A 20512-nucleotide genomic window follows, 5' to 3' on the forward strand; every position below is an offset into this window, starting at 1 on the left:
AAATTGCAAGATTACTTTTCATTCTCCAATTGATAGATTGCTCCTACCATATCTTTAAAAATAGGTGTGACTTTATTCACTTTGTTATCAGTCTCTAGATCAACAACAACTAAAGCATATCTTGGATTCTCATACGGAAAATAACCTGCAAACCAGCGATTCACCCTCGTCCCTTTCCCTGTTTGCGCTGTCCCGGATTTTCCAGCGACACTGAGCGGCAACGAGTGGAATGCCGTTCCTGTTCCTTTCTCCCTTGTTACAACGCCTCTTAATAACTCTTGTAATGTTTTCACTGTTTCATACGAAAGCTGTTTTCCATGTAACGTATGGTTCTCAAATGTAAAAAAATCCGCTCCATTTTTATATACTATTTTTTCAACAGCTTTCACTTCCATCTTTTTTCCATTCCTCGCAATCGTCGCCATCATATTAGCAATTGCTAGAGGTGATATACGTACATCTTTCTGTCCAATCGCTGTTTGCTCTACCGCTTTTTTACTATTTTTGTTTTCTTCATTCCCCCAAATAGTAGAGCCTTTTTCTTCTGGCATTTGCTCGAAATGAGGTGTATGAAATACAGAACCTTTCCATCCGACCTTTTCATTTGCTCCTAAAGCTGCTACGTATGTTTCTAGCACCGTCCTATCCTTTTGTAATAGCTCGTTACCTAACTCGGAAAATGTCCTGTTACAGCTCCTAGCAAAGCTCTCTTTGAAGTTAAGTGTACCCATCATAACTTGTGGGTCGTTTTCACCATATAAATCTTTATTACAATTAAATGTCCGATTAAACAAATTTACTTTTTGATCAATGACTGCAGCTGCAACTACTGTTTTAAAAACAGAGCCTGGAAAATGCGGCGTTAACATTTGATTTTCAAGTGTAGTCTCATATAAATTCTTATCTCTTACTTGTAAAGACGGCTTACTGACCATCGCTAATATTTCATTTGTCTTTACATCAAGTAATACTAATCCCCCCTTCTTTATTTCATTTGCTTCAATCACTTCTTCTGCTTTTTGCTGCAACCCTTTATGTAAAGTAGTTTGAATCCTAACTGGGTAAAATGGATTTCCTGGTGAAGTATATTTCGCTTGCTTTCCGAAAATTGGTTCTCCTTGCCGATCTACTTGATACAATACTTTTGCCTCTCCATCAGTCAATAAAAATTCATCAAATGATTGCTGTAATCCTGAAATACCTATCGGCGTTTGTTTTGAAATTTTTTTCACTTCTCCATATCGCTTTTGAAATTCTCTTTCGTTCTCCCCTACATCACCAATTAAATGATTTATCTCCCCAGTTTGTTTTAATCGCACTTCAGCTGCTACAATACCTAATACATGTAATTGATTCACCTTCTCCATCTGCTCTCGTGTCACTCGAAATGGAGCAGTTTCCCCTTGCAGTATAAATGCATTTTTTTTATTTTTCATTTGTCTTCTGATCTCTTGTCTCGACACACCAATGATATGCGCGATTTTCTCTAACATGTCATTTTTTATTTGTAAAAATGGAAAAACAATTAAAACAGGATACTTTTCCTCCCCTATTTCTTTACCATTACGATCTATAAACTGCCCACGTCCATCGTCTACTGCAATGGATTGCGTACGTTGCGTAACACTTTTTTCAATTAAATTTATTTTGCGATTAGTAAATGATTCTGTATCTATAATTTGGATTTGAATTAAACGACAAAGCAATAAAAACATAATGCCCATAAAACAAATTAAAACAATTGCAATTCTCCGTTTTATTTTCATAAAAAAACACCTCGTCTATTATAGTTTAGACGAGGTACTATTTTATTTATACAATCCCCAAAACAAAAACAGATATTATATAAGGTTATTATTGTTTCTTTGGCTTCTCTAAAAATTTCATAAGAAGCGATCTAAATTCAGTTTCATTCACTCCAGTGTTTTTAGCAACTTCAATTACAGTGGTTGTTACATTAGCCGCTATTTTTAAATAATCCTTACTAAGATTATCCATTTCATTTCTTTTTTCTTTTGCATTCTCAACTGTTACAGAATCAATACAAGTAATCATCTTATCTACAATATGTAAATAATTATTTTGTGCATCTATTATTTTTTGAATATCATCTTTATTACTTACTTTCGATTGTTTTAAATATGTATACGCTTGATTCACTTCATCTTTTAAAATTTTATCATTATTCTTCGCCTGTTCTTGTAACATATTCTTCATATCATCTATTGTTTTTTGATCCATCGAATCTCGCAATAAATAATCTGGATTTCCAATTGCGTAATCATACTTAATCGTTACATCTTGAAATATTTTCATAACAATAGCTAATTGATACGCTACATCAAAATCATTAAATTCCTTTTTATCTTTTGGATTTTCTAAGGCTTTTGAACTCTCAGTTGCTTTAATATCCTTTTTTTCTTCTTGCTTTACTTTTTCTCCCTTTGATGATGTAGTTTCTTCATTCGTTCCGCATGCAGCAAGTCCTAATATGGATATACTACACACCAATCCTGTAAAGATTTTATGTTTCATAATTAGCCCCTTTTCCCTTTTAAAACCTATATTCTCCAATTATGATATCAAAGCTTAAAGTGTTTTTTTGACATTTTTTGTCGAATTACTCTAAGGTTTACACAATTTTTTTCATTCTACAAAAAAAAAAGATTCTCCCGATAGGAGAATCTTTTTTTTATTTTACAGAGACAATCTCTACTTGCATTTCTCCGCCTGGTGTTTGGATTGTTACTTTCTCACCAATTTGCTTACCTAATAAGCTTTTTGCGATTGGAGAATCGTTAGAAATTCTTCCTTCAAATGGGTCAGCTTCCGCGCTACCTACGATTGTGTACGCTTCTTCATCTCCGTTTGGTAATTCTTTAAATGTTACTGTTTTACCTAATGTAACAACAGTAGATACTTCGCCATTATCTTTAATGATAACTGCGTTACGAATCATATTTTCTAATTGTGTAATACGTCCTTCTACGAACGCTTGCTCATCTTTTGCTGCATCGTACTCAGAGTTCTCAGAAAGGTCCCCGAAGCTACGTGCGATTTTAATACGTTCTACTACTTCTTTACGTCTTACTGTTTTTAATTGCTCAAGTTCGTTCTCTAGTTTTTGCTTACCCTCTTGTGTCATAGGGTATGTTTTTTCTGTTGACATATTTTCCACTCCTTTTATATACCAATCCCCCGAAAAAAAGAGGAGTTCCATATGAAAACTCCTCCGCTTCCATTGTTAGCGGAGGTTTCTAGTACCCTTGCACTAGCGGAGTTGTCACATACAACCCCGTATTTCCAATTCTTCTTTATATAAAGAAGATATGTATGGAAAGTTGATATAAATATGCCCTCACCTATATATAGATGAGGTTGCATGTTTCATTGTATTCGATGGGAAGGGAAAAAATCCCTTCCTACCGTATATCTTTTACTATGCTATTACAAATTTACTTTTTGTTCAAGAATTGTTGCAATTTTTGTCACCATAATATCAATTGCAACATGGTTTTGTCCACCTTCAGGGATAATAATATCCGCAAATTTCTTAGAAGGCTCAATAAATTGATTGTGCATTGGACGTACAACAGTTACGTACTGATCAATAACTGAATCCATCGTACGACCGCGCTCTTTAATATCACGCTGCATGCGGCGCAGAATACGAAGGTCAGCATCCGTATCAACGAATAATTTAATGTCCATTAACTCGCAAAGACGTGGGTCTTCTAAAATAAGAATTCCTTCTAAAATAATTACATCTTTCGGCTCAACTGGAATAATTTCTTCTGAACGTGTATGCAATGTATAGTCATATACAGGCTTATCAATTTGCTCATATGCAAGCAACTGCTGCAAATGTTCAATTAACAGATCATTATCAAACGCAAGCGGATGATCATAATTTGTTTTTAAACGCTCTTCCATTGGTAAATGGCTTTGATCTTTGTAATAATAATCTTGCTCTAAGATTAAAATAGAATGACCTTTAAAATGGTCAAAAATCGCTTTCGTTACACTCGTTTTACCTGATCCCGAACCACCAGCAATTCCAATTACAACAGGCTTATTCGTCCCCATTCGACTATCACTCTTTCTTATTGAAGTATGCTTTTGCGCATCATATTATTCACATACACTCGTTGATCCACTTTGAATTTCACGATTTGCAACGGATGTCTCGCTGCATCTAATTCGTTTCCATCCTCATCCCAAATTTTCTCCACCGTTTGCGTAAAGTTTTCTATTTCTGGTCCAAAGAACTCCACTTCATGTCCTGGTTTGAAATGATTACGTTGCTCAATCGTTACGATGCCCGTTTCTTCATTATAATCTAACACTAAACCAGCAAAATCATACGTTGTTTTCTTACTATGATTTCCAAACATTTGCTCTTGATGTCCTGGAACCCCTTCAAAGAATGCAGGAGCTGTATCACGATTTGCACATTTATCAAGCTCATCTAACCATTCTTGTTTAAACTCAAAGTTATCTGGATCCGCACAATAAGCATCAATTACTTTACGATATACAGTTGCTACAGTCGCTACGTAATGGATTGATTTCATACGTCCTTCTACCTTTAAGCTATCGATTCCAATTTCAATCATTTTCGGAATTGATAAAATTAAATTTAGATCTTTTGGACTCATCGCAAAGTGAGCATCTTCTTCTTGGAATAGAGGAAGCTCTTTTGCATCTTTATGTTGTGATACTGTTTGAACTAAATCATAATCCCAGCGGCAAGATTGGCAACAACCGCCACGATTAGAGTCACGCGCTGTCATATGGTTACTTAATGTACATCTTCCTGAATATGCGATACACATTGCACCATGGACGAATGCTTCAATTTCAATATCCACTTTTTCTTTGATTTCTTTCATTTCTTCATAGCTTGCTTCACGAGCTAATACAAGACGATGTAAACCCTCTTCTTTCCAATACTGTGCTGCTTTCCAGTTGGATAGTGATTGCTGTGTGCTTAAATGCACCTCAACAGAAGGCGCTACACGTTTACAAGTCTCAATGATAAGCGGATCAGCAACGATAATCCCCGTTACGCCAGCTTTTTCAATCCCTTTTAAATATTCCTCTAGCCCGTCCATATTTTCATTATGTGCAAAGATATTTGTTGTTACGTATATTTTTGCTCCATACTTCTTTGCAAACTCAACGCCTTCTGCCATTTCTTCTAGCGTAAAATTACCTGCATTCGAACGAAGACCAAATTCTTGTCCACCTAAATATACAGCATCTGCCCCGTAATGGATAGCTACTTTTAATTTTTCTAAGTTACCCGCAGGGATTAACAGTTCAGGTTTCTTCACAATAACACGTTTGCCATCGATCACTCGTGAAATTTCTTGTACAGTCATTTCCTACACCCTCCTCGTTTAGTAAACCGTTTCTTTAAAGAAGAATCCTGTGTCTAACGGACGATTTACTGGTTGCATTTCTTCTATTTCTTTATATAGAGCATCTTTCAAGTCATAATATGCATCACGATCTTCCACACATAAATCAATCGCTTGACGATATTTCTTCGTTACTTCAATAATGTATTCAGAGCTTTTTAGTACACCATCGATTTTTAAGCTGTCAACTTCAGCTTCGATTAGTTCCTCTAATTCATCGATGAAACAAATATCGTTCGGACTCATAATATGAGTACCATTTTCATCTTCATAAATTGGATATTTATTGTTACGCTCTGGGTCATATAAGAACATATTCTCTTCATATTTTTTCTTTTCAATGTCAAGATTACGTCCTTGATACTCAAAGTAATTTCCTACTAATGAACGCTTCGATTGGAACATACAAGTCATACCGTGAATTTGTACTTCTAGTTCCACTTCAGCATTTTCTTTTAAATCAACAATTTCATCTAAGCTCAGCTCACGAGCTAATACAGCGCGCTTCGCTCCTCTTTGTCCCCAGTAATTACAAGTGAACCAGTTTGTTGCTGTCGTTTCTGTATTCCAGTGCAACTGCATATTTGGCGCTACTTCGCGAACAGCCATTAATACTGCTGGATCTCCGAAAACAATTGCATCTACATTTACTTCATTTAAAAATGAAACGTAATCTGTTAATTCTTCTACTTTATCGTTGTGGAACATAGCGTTCATGGCTACGTATACTTTCACACCATTTTCATGTGCAATCTTCACAGTTTGTTTTACATCTTCACGTGAAAACTCCCCTGCTAAACGTAAACCAAACTTTTGCTCACCGATCATTACCGCATCTGCTCCTGCTTTCGCAAGAAGTTCGATATCCGCCACCGCTCTTGGCGTTACTAACAATTCAGGTTTCTTCATACCTTGGTCACCCTCTCTTTTTACTAACAGCTACTCCATCACCAATTGGGAAAATCGTTGTATCGTATCCTTCATGGTTCATAAGCCACTCATTGTACGTCTTAATACGACGGATTAAACCACGTGTACGTCTGTTTTCAATTTTCTCTTTTGTCGTTACAAGACCATGGTACATAACATTATCTGAAATAATTACGCCACCAGGATTTAATAACGGTTCATATAAGTCAAAAAAGCGACGATACTGTCCTTTTGCTGCATCAATAAAAATAACGTCAAATGTCCCGTGTTCTTTTACTTGTTCACCTGTCTCTAACGCATCACCGTAAATAACTGAAATACGATCTGTTACTGGGGAACGTTCTATATATTCAAGTGCTTTTTCATATCGCTCACGATTGCGCTCAACTGTCACAATACGTGAATTTGAAATAGCTTGCATCATACGAATACTAGAATAACCGATTGCTGTTCCAAGTTCTAAAATGCTTTTCGGTCCAATTAAACGTAAAAATTGCAGCATAAATTCCATTCCAAGTCGATCCATAATCGGCACATGATTTTCTGTTGCATATTCTTCCATTTCAAGAATTAATTTATCTTTCGGATCAATAAATGATAATAGGTACTCGTTAACTGCATCCTCCATAAATGGTCCTCCTTATTTACATGGAGAAGTGCCTCTATGACGTCTTTTCCCACATAGAATGCAATAAAAATACAAGCCAGTTTTACCCTTAGCTTGTACGTCCCGTTTTGATATTAAAAACGATTCTTCTGCCAGTTTTTAACCCGATATATTTTACCACAAAAAAGAGGGATGTGCGACTTTTTTCGCTATCCCTCCCCATTTCACTGTTTTTTCGTAATGTATTTTTGCTTTAATGCATTATGCTCTTCTAATGTTTTCGCATAGTACACTTCACCACTTGGTGCAGCTAAGAAATAATAATAATCTGTTTGCGCAGGTTCTAACGCAGCTTCCACTGAATGTTTACCAGAGTTTGCGATCGGCCCTACCGGCAATCCTTTTACAACATACGTATTGTACGGTGAGTTGACCTTTAAATCTTCGTATAATACACGTTGTTTATGCTTTCCAAGTGCATATAATACCGTTGGATCCGTTTGAAGCGGCATACCTTTCTCTAAACGATTATAAAAGACACTAGAGATCTTTTGACGATCTGTAAAACCAGTTGCCTCTTCTTCAATAAGTGAAGATAATGTTAAAAGCTGATGAACATCCCAGTTCTTTGCTTTCATTTTTGCCTCATTTTGAACAATGATTGCATTTGTTTTCTCAAGCATCGGAATTACGATTTCTTCTAACGTCGTATCTTTCTTATAAAATGAATACGTCGCAGGATATAAATAACCTTCTAATGGGTATTTAATATTACTATCAAAGATTTTATCCGTTAATAACTTCGGATACTTTTGCTGCATTTTTTGAATAAATGCTTTATCGTTTAATTGACGCGTAACATCATCTTTATTCCACTTTAGTTCTGCCGCAATCGTTTCTGCAATTTCAGTTACTTGAGCTCCTTCTTTGATCGTCACTTTATAAAGAGCTGGACGATGCACGTTGCCAGATGACATTTGTTCGATAACATCTTTAGCATTCATCGAAGGATTTAATAAATATGTACCTGCTTGTAAACTTTTCGATTTAGCCTTTGTATAAAAACTAAAAACTGTACCGTTTTTCACAGCGCCTTTTTCTTCTAAAATTTCTCCAATTTTACTTGTAGATGATCCTTTCGGAATTTCTACTTCAATCTCTTTTTTATTCCCGCTATCAACTGGTCCTAATGCGGATGAAATATACGCATAGACTGAACCACAAACTAAAAGCAGTGCAATAATCGAAAATAAAAAGATGCGTCTACGCTTCTTTTTCACTTGATTCTCTATCAAAACTCTTCCTCCTTATTCAATTGTAGACCATATGTATATGTTTCTATACAGCATGATGGAAAGCCACAACAAATTCGCCTATCTTTTTTAGTATCCATTTTATTTTTCTACAATCCGTCTCATTATACTACAAAGGATTACACAGTTTCGACAAAAAATCTTTCATTTTACATATAAATACAAAAAAAAGATGGACTGTATGTCGTCCATCTTTTCAGTACTTATTATTCAGCTTCTTGCTCATCAGCAAGAGTGTTGAACATTTCTTGTACCATTTCCCACTCTTCTTCAGATTCGATTGGAAGTAAACTTCCGCCCTCTTCTTCATTTTGCTCATAAGCCATTGCATCATAAATTTGGTCTCCATCTTCGTCTACTTCACCGATTGGAGAGAAGACTACGTATGATTTTTTACCAAATTTTTCAGCATCAAAAGTGAAAATAATTTCACATAAATGTTCGTTACCTTTTTCGTCTACAATTGTAATTTGATTTTCTTCCATTTTGGTCACCTCTTATTTACTATCTAAAAATCCTTGTAAGATTACGACTGCAGCCATCTTATCGATTACTTGTTTTCGCTTCTTACGGCTTACATCCGCTGAAATGAGTAGACGTTCCGCTGCCATCGTCGACAAACGCTCGTCCCACATTACAACGTCTAATTGTAACAGCTCTCGTAGGTTTTCTGCAAATTGTTGGCACGCTTCACCACGTGGGCCAATTGTACCATTCATATTTTTAGGTAAACCTACTACTATTTTGTCCACATTGTACTGCTTTACTAACTCAGAAATACGATCAAAACCAAAGTGACCTCGTTCTTCGTTAATCTTAATTGTTTCTAATCCTTGTGCTGTCCAGCCCATTTCGTCGCTCATTGCAACTCCGACTGTTTTTGTACCTACATCTAAACCTAATATCCGCATAAACTACTCCTCACGATGATGTTTCAAGTAAGACTTCACAAGCTCTTCAATGATCTCATCACGTTCAAGCTTACGAACGATGCTTCGTGCATCTTTATGGCGAGGTATGTATGCTGGGTCTCCACTTAATAAATAACCGACGATTTGGTTAATCGGATTATAGCCTTTTTCTTGAAGTGCATCATACACAGTTAAAAGTACATCATTTACATGGACACTCTGTTTTTCATCTTGAATGCTAAACTTCATTGTTTTATCAAAACCGTCCATTTCAAGCACCTCACTTATATAGTAAGTATAGGGAGAAGAACTTCTCCTCTCCCTACCATTGTACACTACTATCTCTTTATTTTGAAACAGATTTAACGTACTCTTGTACAAATGCTAAAGCTTCTTCGACTTGAGCTGGGTTTTTACCACCTGCTTGTGCCATATCAGGACGGCCACCACCGCCACCGCCGCAACGAGAAGCTACTTCTTTCACAAGTTTACCAGCATGGTAACCTTGGCTAATTAAGTCTTTCGTTACACCTGCTAGGATGTTTACTTTATCGTCATTAACAGACGCTAATACAACAACTGCTGACTCTAATTTATTTTTTAGATCATCCATCATCGTACGTAAGTTGTTCATATCTGCAACATTTACTTTCGCTGCTAATACATTCACACCATCAACTGTCATTACAGAATCAGTTAAGTTTCCAGCTTCAATATTGCTTAATTTCGCAGCAAGAGATTCGTTTTCTTTTTGAAGTTGTTTCACTTCAGCAAATAGACCATCAACTCTTGTTAAAATATCTTTCGGATTTGTTTTCATTTTTCCTGCTGCTTCTTTTAATAAACCTACTTGATCGTTCATTAATTCGTATGCAGACTTACCAGTTACCGCCTCAATACGACGAGTTCCTGCACCGATACCAGACTCAGCAACGATTTTGAAAATACCGATAGAAGCTGTATTATCAACGTGACAACCACCGCAAAGCTCTAAGCTGTAATCGCCAACTTGTACAACGCGTACAACATCACCGTATTTTTCACCGAATAATGCCATTGCGCCCATTTCTTTTGCTTCTCCGATTGATTTTTGAGAAATCTCAACGTTAATACTTTCCCAAATTTTCTCGTTTACCATACGCTCAATTTTTTCTAATTCGTCAGCTTGCACTTGACCGAAGTGAGAGAAGTCAAAGCGTAGACGTTCAGAAGTTACAAGAGAACCTGCTTGATTAACATGCGTTCCAAGTACGTCTTTTAATGCTTGGTGTAGTAAGTGAGTTGCTGTATGATTTTTCACAACGCTACTACGGTTTTTCGTATCGATAACAGCTTTCACAGCTGCATCTTTCGTTAACGTGCCTTCTTCCACAGCTACTTTGTGTAAGTTTTGACCATTTGGTGCTTTTTGTACGTCTTTTACAAGAACTTTCACGCCGTCAGCAAGAAGGTAACCACGGTCAGCAATTTGTCCACCGCTCTCAGCGTAGAATGGTGTTACGTCAAGAATTAACTGTCCTTCTTCCCCTGCTTGTAAGCTATCTGTGTACTCACCCTTTTTCACAAGTGCAACAACGTTACTTTCCGTTGCAACTGTACCGTAACCAACGAACTCACTCGCTACTTTAACTTCTCCAAGTACACCGCCTTGAACTTGCATTGAGTCAACGTCTTGACGAGCAGCACGTGCACGCTCACGTTGTTTTTCCATTTCATTTTCGAAGCCTTCTTGGTCAACTGTCATACCAGCTTCTTCTGCATATTCTTCTGTTAATTCGATTGGGAAACCGTATGTGTCATATAGACGGAACGCATCTACTCCAGAAATAACAGTTGTTTTTTCTTCTTTTGCTTTTGCAATAACTTCAGCTAAAATTGCTTCACCATCATGAAGTGTTTCATGGAAACGCTCTTCTTCATTTTTCACAACTTTCGCAATGAAATCTTTCTTTTCAAGTACTTCTGGATAGAAGTCTTTCATTACTTCTCCAACAACCGGTACCAATTCAAACATGAATGGACGGTTAATGTTTAATTTCTTCGAATAACGAACAGCGCGGCGTAATAAGCGACGTAATACATAACCACGACCTTCGTTAGATGGAAGAGCACCGTCACCAACAGCGAATGTTACTGTACGGATATGGTCAGCAATTACTTTGAATGCCATATCTTTTTCTAAATCGCCATTACGATATTTCTCACCAGAAATTGATTCTGTTGCACCAATCATCGGCATGAATAGGTCTGTATCAAAGTTTGTAGGCACATCTTGAACGATAGATGTCATACGTTCTAGACCCATCCCTGTATCAATGTTTTTCTTAGGAAGTGGTGTATATGAACCGTCTGGATTATGGTTAAATTGAGAGAATACAAGGTTCCATACTTCTAAGTAACGCTCGTTTTCTCCGCCTGGATATAATTCTGGGTCACTAAAGTCATTACCGTAAGCTTCCCCGCGGTCATAGAAAATCTCTGTATTCGGTCCACTTGGTCCTTCACCAATATCCCAGAAGTTTTCTTCTAAGCGGATAATACGCTCTTTTGGAACGCCCATTTTTTCATTCCAAATTGTGAATGCTTCTTCATCTTCTGGATGGATTGTAACTGATAGTAATTCTTTATCGAATCCGATCCATTTGTCGCTCGTTAAGAATTCCCAAGCCCATGTAATTGCTTCTTCTTTGAAGTAATCACCGATTGAGAAGTTTCCTAACATTTCAAAGAATGTATGGTGACGAGCTGTTTTCCCTACGTTTTCAATATCGTTTGTACGAATTGATTTTTGAGCATTTGTAATACGTGGATTTTGTGGGATTACACGTCCATCAAAATATTTTTTTAATGTAGCTACACCACTATTAATCCATAGAAGAGATGGATCTTCATGTGGAACTAGTGATGCACTAGGTTCTACTGCATGTCCTTTTTCTTGGAAAAAGTCTAAAAACATTTGACGAATTTGTGCGCCTGTTAGTTGTTTCATTGTATTTTCCTCCTTAAATATAAAAAACTCCCGTCCCTATAAAAGGGACGAGAGTTAACTCGCGATACCACCCTAATTATGAATTGATTACAATAACAATCAATTCATCACCTCATGGTGCCGTAACGTGGCAAGACGGCAGTGATTAGCTGCTCTCAGGATTAGCTTTCTGTTACCCTTCATTTAAAGCTTCTTTCAGCCATATGGAAGCTTCTCTCTATAAATGGACTGTAACGTACTTGTTCCGTCATTGATTTAATGTATTATATGACTAAATATAATAGAATTCTCTTAAGTTTGTCAATGTAGATAATCATTTATATTGTATTAATTGCTTATTTATCATAGGTATTCTACTATTCATTCTTAACAGCCTTTTCATATATTATGCGTTTATTAACAAATCGGAATCTCCTTACAAGAATAATTTATAAAAAATTATAAATATTACCTTTTTTGCTATAATTAAATTATTGTTAATAAAATAAAGGAGCGATCACAATGACAACCTTACTTAGCAAAGCTAAAAACATATTAGCGACTAACGAAACAATATTACTTTACGCAGCATGTTCATTAGACATATTTATTTATCGTTCCGTCGCGAGACCAGGCCTATTGATTTTAACGAACAAAAGGCTATTCTTTTATGGACCAGATGTAAGTAACAATCCAATATTTGAAGAGTACTCTTTCGCAAAAATTTCTAATCTAAAAGAACAAAAGCGTCTTTTCAACAATCAAATTGTATTTATGTATGATAACGAATGGAAAAAAATAAAACATATTCAAACAAATGATGTGAGCTCCCTCGTTCAAAAGATACACGAGCAGATTTCTAAATAAATATACGATTAGCCCTCTATTTCTTACATAGAGGGCTTCTATACTTACACATCTTCTTTTTTCAAGAGAGGCTTCACATGAACAATGACGGTGCGAATAACTGCTAAGATGGGAACCGATATTAGTAACCCTACAATACCAGCTACTTCCCCTCCAACTAGTAATGCAAGCATAATAATAACGGGATGCATACGAAGTGACTTACCAACAATGTAAGGCGATAAAATGTTACTTTCCACAAATTGCAAAATAGCAATCGTAATACCCGCCTTAATAAGTAAGCTCGTTGATACTGTTGCTGCAATCATTAACGTCGGGATCGCTCCTAAAATAGGGCCGAAGTACGGGATTATATCCGTTACCCCAATAATAATACCAAGCAATAATGGATATTTCATACCGATAAACCAAAAAGAAAGAGCTGATACTCCCCCTAATACCAAACAAACAAATAACTGTCCTCGAATATAACTTCCAAGTGACTTATCAATTTCTTTCGCAAGCATTTGCCCCGTACCTCGCCATTTACTTGGGACTAGTTTCCAAAAGATATGATAAAACTCACCATAATCTTTTAATATGTAAAATACAATGAACGGTATTAAGAAAATAATGAGCAATGAATCGAGTACACCACGAGCTGTACTCATCACTTTATTTAAAAGCGCTTGAATCTTCGTTTCCACACCCACAAAAAGTTGTTTCACCTTTTCATGAATGAACGAAGGGAAATTCGCTGTTTGTTCTGTAACGCCATCCATCCACGAATCGTACATCTTTGTAAACTGCGGAAATTGTTCATTAATCTCTTGTAACTGTTTAATAACGACTGGCGTTCCTTTATAAATCCCATAACCAATTCCGCCAAAGAAAAGGATATAAATAAGCAAAATGGCAAGTGTACGGGGCATCCCTTCCTTATGGATTTTTTCAATTAAAGGATGCAATAAATACGCAATAAAACAAGCGATAAGAAATGGCGTGATTGCTACTTTAAATACAAAAATAATCGGTGCCCATAGTGGCTTAATTTTTAAAAAGACGAGCAAACAAAGAAAAACAAGTAATAATAATCCTAAACGATATATCCAAATGATTTTAAGATTCTTCACATGAAAAACCTCCTCCACCTTTATTTTGAAAATAAATGGGGTAGGTTATGTGCGAAACTTTTAAAATCTTTTCATGCGGACCATACTGTTTTTTAAAGACGTACATATAAATAACATAACAAGGACAACCACCCCTGAGAATACAGCATGAATTAATATAATCAGGAGGGCTAATTATGGTTTTGTTTATGCTTGGATTATCAGCACTTTTTATGATTCTTGAATGGATTTGTATCGGGTTTGGTATTTGGAAGGGGTTCTTTATTCGTTCCTCACGTAAAGAAAAAGCGAAGCAATTATGGCAGTATGGAATACTCGGCGTTGGCTGCTACGGTCTATCTTATCTTTTCTCAGAAATCGGACTTTTTTATTTGCATATGAGCGCATAAAAAAACTCCCTCGTCAATAAGGGAGTTTTTCACTTTATCGAAATGATTATAAGTAAGACTTAATCATCTTACGTGCTTTTTTCATATTGCGTTTTGAAAATACATCTTGCTTACGAGCATATTGATATGCTGCAGCTCCAACACCTAATGCGATTAATGAATTGCGTAGATTCAAAGTAAATCCCCCTTTTCGTTATCCGATCGTTCTTTCATTCTCATCAAATAAATCATCAAGAGAGCTTAATGAACCATCTTCCTCAACTTGATGCGTATGGATTTTCCCCTTTGAAACCGATAATTCGATATAACAATTCCAGCAATAAAATTGGTTGACACCTATTTTTCCAATGTCTTTCCCTTTGCAATTTGGACAAATGAACATATGGCTTTCATCTCCTTACAGACTCCCAGATTCTATTCGCCATTATGTCCAAACTGCATTCGTTTATACATCGCTGGAGCCTTTCAACGCTATGCGTTTGAAAGTTTCACTATATAATTTCACCTTGTTACATGAAATCATACGGTGAAATGTTTTCCACGTCCATTTCTTCGCCATTAACTGTGACCATCTGTACTTCTCCTTGTGATTCCTGCAAGCGACTAGCCAAAGTTGTTTGACGCATTGCATCATCAAGGCGATTTACACCGGATTTGAAAGCTGCTTCCTCCCCGCAAATAATAAGGAACTTCTTACTTCTTGTAATGCCCGTGTAAATTAAATTACGACGTAACATACGGTTGTAACTTTTCACGATCGGCATAATAACAATCGGAAATTCACTACCTTGTGATTTATGAATGGAACAACAATATGCATGCGTAATTTGATTTAAATCGGGCTTTGTATACGTTACCTCAATTCCATCAAATGAAACGATAATCATATCTTGTTGCTCAACGTTTTCTTTCGCATAAAACACCGAAACAATTTCTCCAATATCACCATTAAACACCTGGCTCTCTGGCTGATTAACGAGTTGCAGTACTTTATCGCCTCTTCGGTATACAACATCACCGTAAGCAATTTCTTTACTCTTTTCCCTCTTCGGATTAAATACTTGTTGCAATGCTTCGTTTAATACATTAATACCAGCAGGCCCGCGGTACATCGGCGCTAATACTTGGACATCCCTTGCACTAAATCCTTTTGTTTTAGCATTTTCACAAACTTTTTTCACAACCTCAACAATTTGAGCCCCTGTACAGCTGATAAATGAACGATCTTTTTTATTTTGTGCTAAATCTGGCGGGAGCGTGCCGTCTTTGATTGCATGGGCAAGTTGAATAACAGATGAGCCTTCTGCTTGACGATAAATTTCAGTAAGCTTCACTGTCGGAACTGCGCCTGCATTTAATAAATCTTTTAATACTTGTCCAGGTCCTACAGATGGCAACTGATCTTCATCACCTACAACGATAACTTGAATGTTCGTCGGTAGCGACTTAAATAGCTGATTCGCAAGCCAAATATCAACCATTGAAAATTCATCAATAATAAGGAGCTTACCTTGGACAGGATCCGTTTCATTACGCTGGAAAGATCCTTCTGGCGTCCAGCCAAGCAAACGGTGAATTGTGCAAGCTGGAAGTCCTGTCGATTCACTCATCCGCTTCGCTGCTCTTCCTGTTGGAGCTGTTAATAGTATTGGAAATGGATTATCATCACTGTATTCATTCGGATTTAACGATAATCCGTGAAGTGACGCATACATTTCAACAATCCCTTTAATAACAGTTGTTTTCCCCGTTCCTGGTCCACCTGTTAATAACATCATTGGCTTATGAAGTGCCGTTTGAATCGCTTCTTGCTGAAACGGTGCATACTGCACGTTTAACTGTTCTTCAATTTCACCTAATGTTTTTAACACTTCTGCTTCAGGAAATGAAGGTGTTTCCTCTTGATTCATCAATCGACGAATAGACTTTACAACACCTTTTTCAGAGTAGAATAAAGTTGCTAAATACACTCGTTCTTCTTCTATGATGACTTTCCCTTCACTTTGCATCGTTTCAATACAACCTATAATATCTTCCTCAGTCACTCTTCCTTCTTGATTGTTTAAAAGTGACATCGTTTCTCTTACAAGTTGATCTTTCCTCATATAAACGTGACCAAGTTGCAATGAGACATTCTCTAATGTGTAAAAACATCCCGCTCGTACACGGTCGTCGTGATTACCCGATATTCCTAACGCACGCCCTATATCATCCGCTCGTCCAAAACCAATCCCGTCCACTTCTTCAATAAGTTGATACGGATTATTACGAATCACTTCTAATGTCATCTCTTTATATTGCTGGTAAATCTTAATAGAAAGTTTCGTTCCAAAACCGTAACCATTTAAAAAGCTCATTACTTTCTCTAATCCTTGATGTTCAACAATTGTCTCATATATTTCCTGAGCCTTTTGTTTGTTAACAACACCATTTAACGCCTCAGGGTCATCCATAATTTTAGAAATAGCATGTTCCCCGAGATGATCCACAATTTTTTCCGCTGTACGCTTTCCTATCCCTTTAAATAAATCACTCGCTAAATATTGCACCATACCTGCTTTTGTTTGCGGCAATTCTTTTTTAAATGTTTCAACCATATATTGTTTTCCATACTTTGGATGGTCCTTAAAGTGACCTGTCAATGTAAACACTTCATCTTCATGCATGCGGGGAAAATGACCGTTTATCATTACTTTCTTTTCGTCATATGTTTCATTCGTTTCAATGACTTTCATACTGACAACGGAATAGAGGTTTTCTTCGTTGTGGAAAATGGTATGAAGAACTTGCGCTTTTATAAACTTTTTCTCTTCCTCAAACAAATCCATTGCATGTTGATTTCCCATCTTTCCTCTCCTTTCCGATATTTTCACTTTAATGAGCAGTACATCCCCCACCTCTTTAGATGAGGGATAACTACCCATTAAACTATATTTTTATCTTATTCAGCTTCTTGCTCTAATAAACGAACGCCATTACCCGCTAAAAAGTGATCTGGCTGAATTTCAGTTGCTTTCTTAAATAAAGCGAGAGCCTTCTCATTATTTTCCTCAAATACGTACGCAACACCTAAATTGTAATACGCATCTGCATGCTCTTCATCCATTTCTAATACCTTTTCAAAATAAGGTTTCGCCTCTTGAATGTGTTCTAGTCGAGCGAAGCAAAGTCCGCACTGGAATACAGCTTCCACATCGTTTTCATCTAATTCTGTTGCTCTTTGTAAGAATGGTAGTGCAAGACGATCATTTCCAAGCTGTACATGTGTGATACCTAACATAAATGTTACATCAGCTGATTGTAATCCAGCTTGCATTGCTTGTTCAAATACAGCTTTCGCCTCAGTAAATTGCTCTTGGCCATAATATACATTTCCTAAACCATAATAGGCAGCTGCAGATTTATCATCTAACTCTAGTGCACGTTTATAAAATAAAATCGCTCGTTCGCTATCACCTAATACGTCTAATAAATTTGCAAAATTAATGTATCCAAGCGCATCTTTTGGATTTTCTTCGATTGCTTCTGTAAAATTTTTAGCTGCTTCTTCCCAATTTCCTTCTTGCATATATTGAATACCTGTTTCAAGTTTGTTTGACATGTCCTTCACCTCTACAACAAATTATAACAAAGAATGTATTTTCCAAGCGAACGAAAATTCGCTTTATGTAAAAGAAACCTCTAACCGCTAATCGGCAGAGGCTTCTCATTTATCCTAAATAATCCAATTTCTTACCACTACGGTATACTTCATCAATTGTAGCACCGCCTAAGCACTCATCTCCATCATAGAACACAACTGCTTGTCCTGGTGTAATTGCACGAATTGGCTCATCACAAAGAATACGAACTGTATTTTCATCAACGATTTGAACCGTTACTTTATTGTCTTCTTGACGATAACGGAATTTCGCCGTGCACTTAAATTCTGTTTCTTTTACTTTGTTACTTACCCATCCTACATTCGTAGCAATAACTTCATCACCATATAGAAGTTCGTTATGGAATCCTTGATCAACATATAAAATGTTTTCTTTCAAGTTTTTCCCAACAGCAAACCACGGATCACCGTTACCACCAATTCCAAGTCCATGACGTTGTCCAATTGTATAGTACATTAAACCGTCATGCTTTCCTTTCACTTCACCAGATAATGTTTGCATTACACCTGGTTGCGCTGGTAAGTAGTTACTTAAGAAATCTTTAAAGTTACGCTCACCAATGAAGCAAATACCTGTACTATCTTTTTTCGCCGCTGTCGCTAAGCCAGCTTCTTTCGCCATTTCACGAATTTGCGGTTTCTTTAATTCACCTAACGGGAACATTGTTTTTGATAATTGCTCTTGGCTTAATTGATTTAAGAAGTATGTTTGATCTTTATTGTCATCAACGCCGCGAAGCATTTTATATTCGCCGTCCATATAAGCAACGCGTGCATAATGGCCTGTTGCTACATAATCAGCACCAAGCGCAATTGCATGCTCTAAAAATGCTTTAAATTTAATTTCTTTATTACACATTACATCTGGATTTGGTGTACGACCAGCTCGGTACTCATCTAAGAAGTACGTAAATACTTTATCCCAGTATTGTTTTTCAAAGTTTACTGCATAATACGGAATACCGATTTGGTTACACACTTCAATTACATCATTGTAATCTTCAGTTGCTGTGCAGACACCATTCTCATCTGTATCATCCCAGTTTTTCATAAAAATTCCGATTACATCATAACCTTGCTCTTTTAATAAAAGTGCTGCTACAGATGAATCGACGCCACCGGACATTCCGATGACAACGCGTGTTTCGTGAGGTAGTTTGTTCATCATGTCACCTCCCATGCTAATTTTGTGTTAATCGCTTCACGATTTTCACTGTTTCGTACGCCGCTTTTTCAATTTGCTCTTTCGTATTTCCAAGCCCAAAACTAAAGCGTACGGATGAACGTATTTGATCGGAGTCTTTTCCAAACATCGCTACTAATACATGTGATGGATCAATCGAACCAGCTGTACAAGCAGAACCACTTGATACTGCAATGCCAGCTAGGTCTAAGTTCACAAGAAACGGTTCAATGTTCATTCCTGTAAAACTTACATTAAGCACATGCGGTAAGCGATGTTCTAAGTTTCCGTTTACCTCGAAAGTAATGCCTTCATTTTTGAAGACAGATACCATTATATCTTTAAACTCTTCATATTGGGCATTTTTTTGCTCACGAGTTTTTTCAGCAATAAGAATTGCATGCTGAAGCCCAGCAATACTAGGCACATTTTCCGTACCAGCACGGCGTTTTCTTTCTTGCTCTCCGCCTATTAATAACGGCTCAAATTTCACATTTGCACCAGCGTATAAGAACCCTACACCTTTTGGTCCGTTAATTTTATGGGCTGAAATGGATAATAAATCAATACCAAACTCTTTCACATCAATTTCTACCAAACCATAAGCTTGTACCGCATCTGTATGGAAATAAGCTTGATGCTCCTTTAGTAGCTTTCCTATTTCTACAATTGGTTGCATTGTCCCTACTTCATTATTCCCAAACATAACAGATACAAGAATCGTCTCTTCGGTTAATGCCTTTTGTATGTCAGAAACTTGAATGCGCCCTGTTTCATCGACAGGTAAATATGTCACTTCAAACCCTTCACGCTCTAACAATTCGCACGTATGCAAAATCGCATGATGTTCAATTTGCGTCGTTATAATGTGGTTACCTTTATGACGGTTCGCACGTGCTACACCTATAAGCGCTAAATTATCAGCTTCTGTACCACCGCTCGTAAATATAATTTCATTCGGATTCGCATGAATACTGCGTGCACACACTCGTCTCGCCTCATCTACTGTGTGACGAGTTTGACGTCCATAAAAGTGAATACTAGACGGGTTCCCGAATATTTCTGTCATATATGGAATCATCTTTTCGACCACTTCTGGGTGAGTCGGAGATGTCGCAGCATGATCTAAGTAAATGCGTTCCATTAAA

The 20512-nt window shown here is 36.9% G+C and carries 21 protein-coding genes and 1 other annotated feature; of the genes, 2 read left to right on the forward strand and 19 right to left on the reverse strand.

The window, feature by feature from the left end:
* Window positions 1-11 precede the first annotated feature (11 nt).
* The 12 genes from BCG9842_RS21790 to alaS all read right to left on the reverse strand — a co-directional run bounded on the left by BCG9842_RS21790 (window position 12) and on the right by alaS (window position 12173).
* Window positions 12-1766, reverse strand: a complete 1755-nt coding sequence (locus BCG9842_RS21790; RefSeq protein ID WP_000695118.1) for a peptidoglycan D,D-transpeptidase FtsI family protein — start codon at window positions 1764-1766, stop codon at window positions 12-14.
* 88 nt (window positions 1767-1854) lie between these two features.
* Window positions 1855-2535 carry a hypothetical protein gene (locus tag BCG9842_RS21795; RefSeq protein ID WP_000680875.1) on the reverse strand — a complete coding sequence of 227 codons (681 nt, stop codon included), beginning with the start codon at window positions 2533-2535 and terminating at the stop codon, window positions 1855-1857.
* Between the two features lie 157 nt (window positions 2536-2692).
* Window positions 2693-3169: a transcription elongation factor GreA gene (gene greA / locus BCG9842_RS21800; RefSeq protein WP_014894880.1), complete on the reverse strand. Its 477-nt coding sequence runs from the start codon at window positions 3167-3169 to the stop codon at window positions 2693-2695.
* Between the two features lie 278 nt (window positions 3170-3447).
* Window positions 3448-4086 carry a uridine kinase gene (gene udk, locus BCG9842_RS21805; RefSeq protein ID WP_000537080.1) on the reverse strand — a complete coding sequence of 213 codons (639 nt, stop codon included), beginning with the start codon at window positions 4084-4086 and terminating at the stop codon, window positions 3448-3450.
* A gap of 17 nt (window positions 4087-4103) precedes the next feature.
* A complete protein-coding gene (locus tag BCG9842_RS21810) occupies window positions 4104-5384 on the reverse strand; it encodes a peptidase U32 family protein (RefSeq protein ID WP_000217970.1) in 1281 nt (426 codons plus the stop codon).
* Window positions 5385-5402: 18 nt separating this feature from the next.
* Window positions 5403-6332 (reverse strand): peptidase U32 family protein, encoded by a 930-nt coding sequence (locus BCG9842_RS21815; protein ID WP_000742792.1) that lies wholly within the window; start codon window positions 6330-6332, stop codon window positions 5403-5405.
* 7 nt (window positions 6333-6339) lie between these two features.
* Window positions 6340-6981 carry an O-methyltransferase gene (locus BCG9842_RS21820; RefSeq protein WP_000389103.1) on the reverse strand — a complete coding sequence of 214 codons (642 nt, stop codon included), beginning with the start codon at window positions 6979-6981 and terminating at the stop codon, window positions 6340-6342.
* A gap of 203 nt (window positions 6982-7184) precedes the next feature.
* On the reverse strand, window positions 7185-8255 hold the full coding sequence (gene mltG, locus BCG9842_RS21825; RefSeq protein ID WP_000572141.1) for an endolytic transglycosylase MltG: 1071 nt from the start codon (window positions 8253-8255) through the stop codon (window positions 7185-7187).
* Between the two features lie 224 nt (window positions 8256-8479).
* The gene (locus BCG9842_RS21830; RefSeq protein ID WP_000392246.1) at window positions 8480-8758 is read right to left on the reverse strand and encodes a DUF1292 domain-containing protein; all 279 of its coding nucleotides are present in this window, start codon (window positions 8756-8758) and stop codon (window positions 8480-8482) included.
* Between the two features lie 12 nt (window positions 8759-8770).
* Entirely contained in the window at window positions 8771-9184 is a 414-nt protein-coding gene (gene ruvX / locus BCG9842_RS21835) for a Holliday junction resolvase RuvX (RefSeq protein WP_001221202.1), read from the reverse strand.
* Window positions 9185-9187: 3 nt separating this feature from the next.
* Window positions 9188-9454 (reverse strand): IreB family regulatory phosphoprotein, encoded by a 267-nt coding sequence (locus BCG9842_RS21840; protein ID WP_000348591.1) that lies wholly within the window; start codon window positions 9452-9454, stop codon window positions 9188-9190.
* A 76-nt stretch (window positions 9455-9530) separates the two neighbouring features.
* Entirely contained in the window at window positions 9531-12173 is a 2643-nt protein-coding gene (gene alaS, locus BCG9842_RS21845; protein WP_000811808.1) for an alanine--tRNA ligase, read from the reverse strand.
* Between the two features lie 40 nt (window positions 12174-12213).
* Window positions 12214-12433: a binding site (T-box leader), on the reverse strand.
* A gap of 241 nt (window positions 12434-12674) precedes the next feature.
* Here alaS and BCG9842_RS21850 point away from each other — a divergent pair.
* Window positions 12675-13019: a PH domain-containing protein gene (locus BCG9842_RS21850; RefSeq protein ID WP_000209589.1), complete on the forward strand. Its 345-nt coding sequence runs from the start codon at window positions 12675-12677 to the stop codon at window positions 13017-13019.
* A 44-nt stretch (window positions 13020-13063) separates the two neighbouring features.
* On the opposite strand, the gene BCG9842_RS21855 is transcribed toward BCG9842_RS21850, so the two are convergent.
* Window positions 13064-14131 (reverse strand): AI-2E family transporter, encoded by a 1068-nt coding sequence (locus BCG9842_RS21855; RefSeq protein WP_000793127.1) that lies wholly within the window; start codon window positions 14129-14131, stop codon window positions 13064-13066.
* 176 nt (window positions 14132-14307) lie between these two features.
* Here BCG9842_RS21855 and BCG9842_RS21860 point away from each other — a divergent pair, with 176 nt between their 5' ends.
* The gene (locus BCG9842_RS21860) at window positions 14308-14520 is read left to right on the forward strand and encodes a hypothetical protein (protein WP_000242539.1); all 213 of its coding nucleotides are present in this window, start codon (window positions 14308-14310) and stop codon (window positions 14518-14520) included.
* 46 nt (window positions 14521-14566) lie between these two features.
* On the opposite strand, the gene BCG9842_RS21865 is transcribed toward BCG9842_RS21860, so the two are convergent.
* The 6 genes from BCG9842_RS21865 to BCG9842_RS21890 form a co-directional block, all read right to left on the reverse strand.
* Window positions 14567-14695 (reverse strand): YrzQ family protein, encoded by a 129-nt coding sequence (locus tag BCG9842_RS21865; protein WP_001053553.1) that lies wholly within the window; start codon window positions 14693-14695, stop codon window positions 14567-14569.
* Window positions 14696-14713: 18 nt separating this feature from the next.
* The gene (locus BCG9842_RS21870; RefSeq protein ID WP_000469281.1) at window positions 14714-14902 is read right to left on the reverse strand and encodes a hypothetical protein; all 189 of its coding nucleotides are present in this window, start codon (window positions 14900-14902) and stop codon (window positions 14714-14716) included.
* Window positions 14903-15029: 127 nt separating this feature from the next.
* Window positions 15030-17366 carry an SF1B family DNA helicase RecD2 gene (recD2, locus tag BCG9842_RS21875; RefSeq protein ID WP_000528079.1) on the reverse strand — a complete coding sequence of 779 codons (2337 nt, stop codon included), beginning with the start codon at window positions 17364-17366 and terminating at the stop codon, window positions 15030-15032.
* Between the two features lie 95 nt (window positions 17367-17461).
* Window positions 17462-18121 (reverse strand): tetratricopeptide repeat protein, encoded by a 660-nt coding sequence (locus tag BCG9842_RS21880; protein ID WP_000066406.1) that lies wholly within the window; start codon window positions 18119-18121, stop codon window positions 17462-17464.
* A gap of 109 nt (window positions 18122-18230) precedes the next feature.
* Window positions 18231-19346 carry a tRNA 2-thiouridine(34) synthase MnmA gene (mnmA, locus tag BCG9842_RS21885; protein ID WP_001038011.1) on the reverse strand — a complete coding sequence of 372 codons (1116 nt, stop codon included), beginning with the start codon at window positions 19344-19346 and terminating at the stop codon, window positions 18231-18233.
* Between the two features lie 16 nt (window positions 19347-19362).
* Window positions 19363-20508 carry a cysteine desulfurase family protein gene (locus BCG9842_RS21890; protein WP_000439891.1) on the reverse strand — a complete coding sequence of 382 codons (1146 nt, stop codon included), beginning with the start codon at window positions 20506-20508 and terminating at the stop codon, window positions 19363-19365.
* Window positions 20509-20512 lie beyond the last annotated feature (4 nt).

Origin of the sequence: Bacillus cereus G9842, from assembly GCF_000021305.1 — a bacterium.
GTDB classification, from domain to species: domain Bacteria; phylum Bacillota; class Bacilli; order Bacillales; family Bacillaceae_G; genus Bacillus_A; species Bacillus_A thuringiensis_S.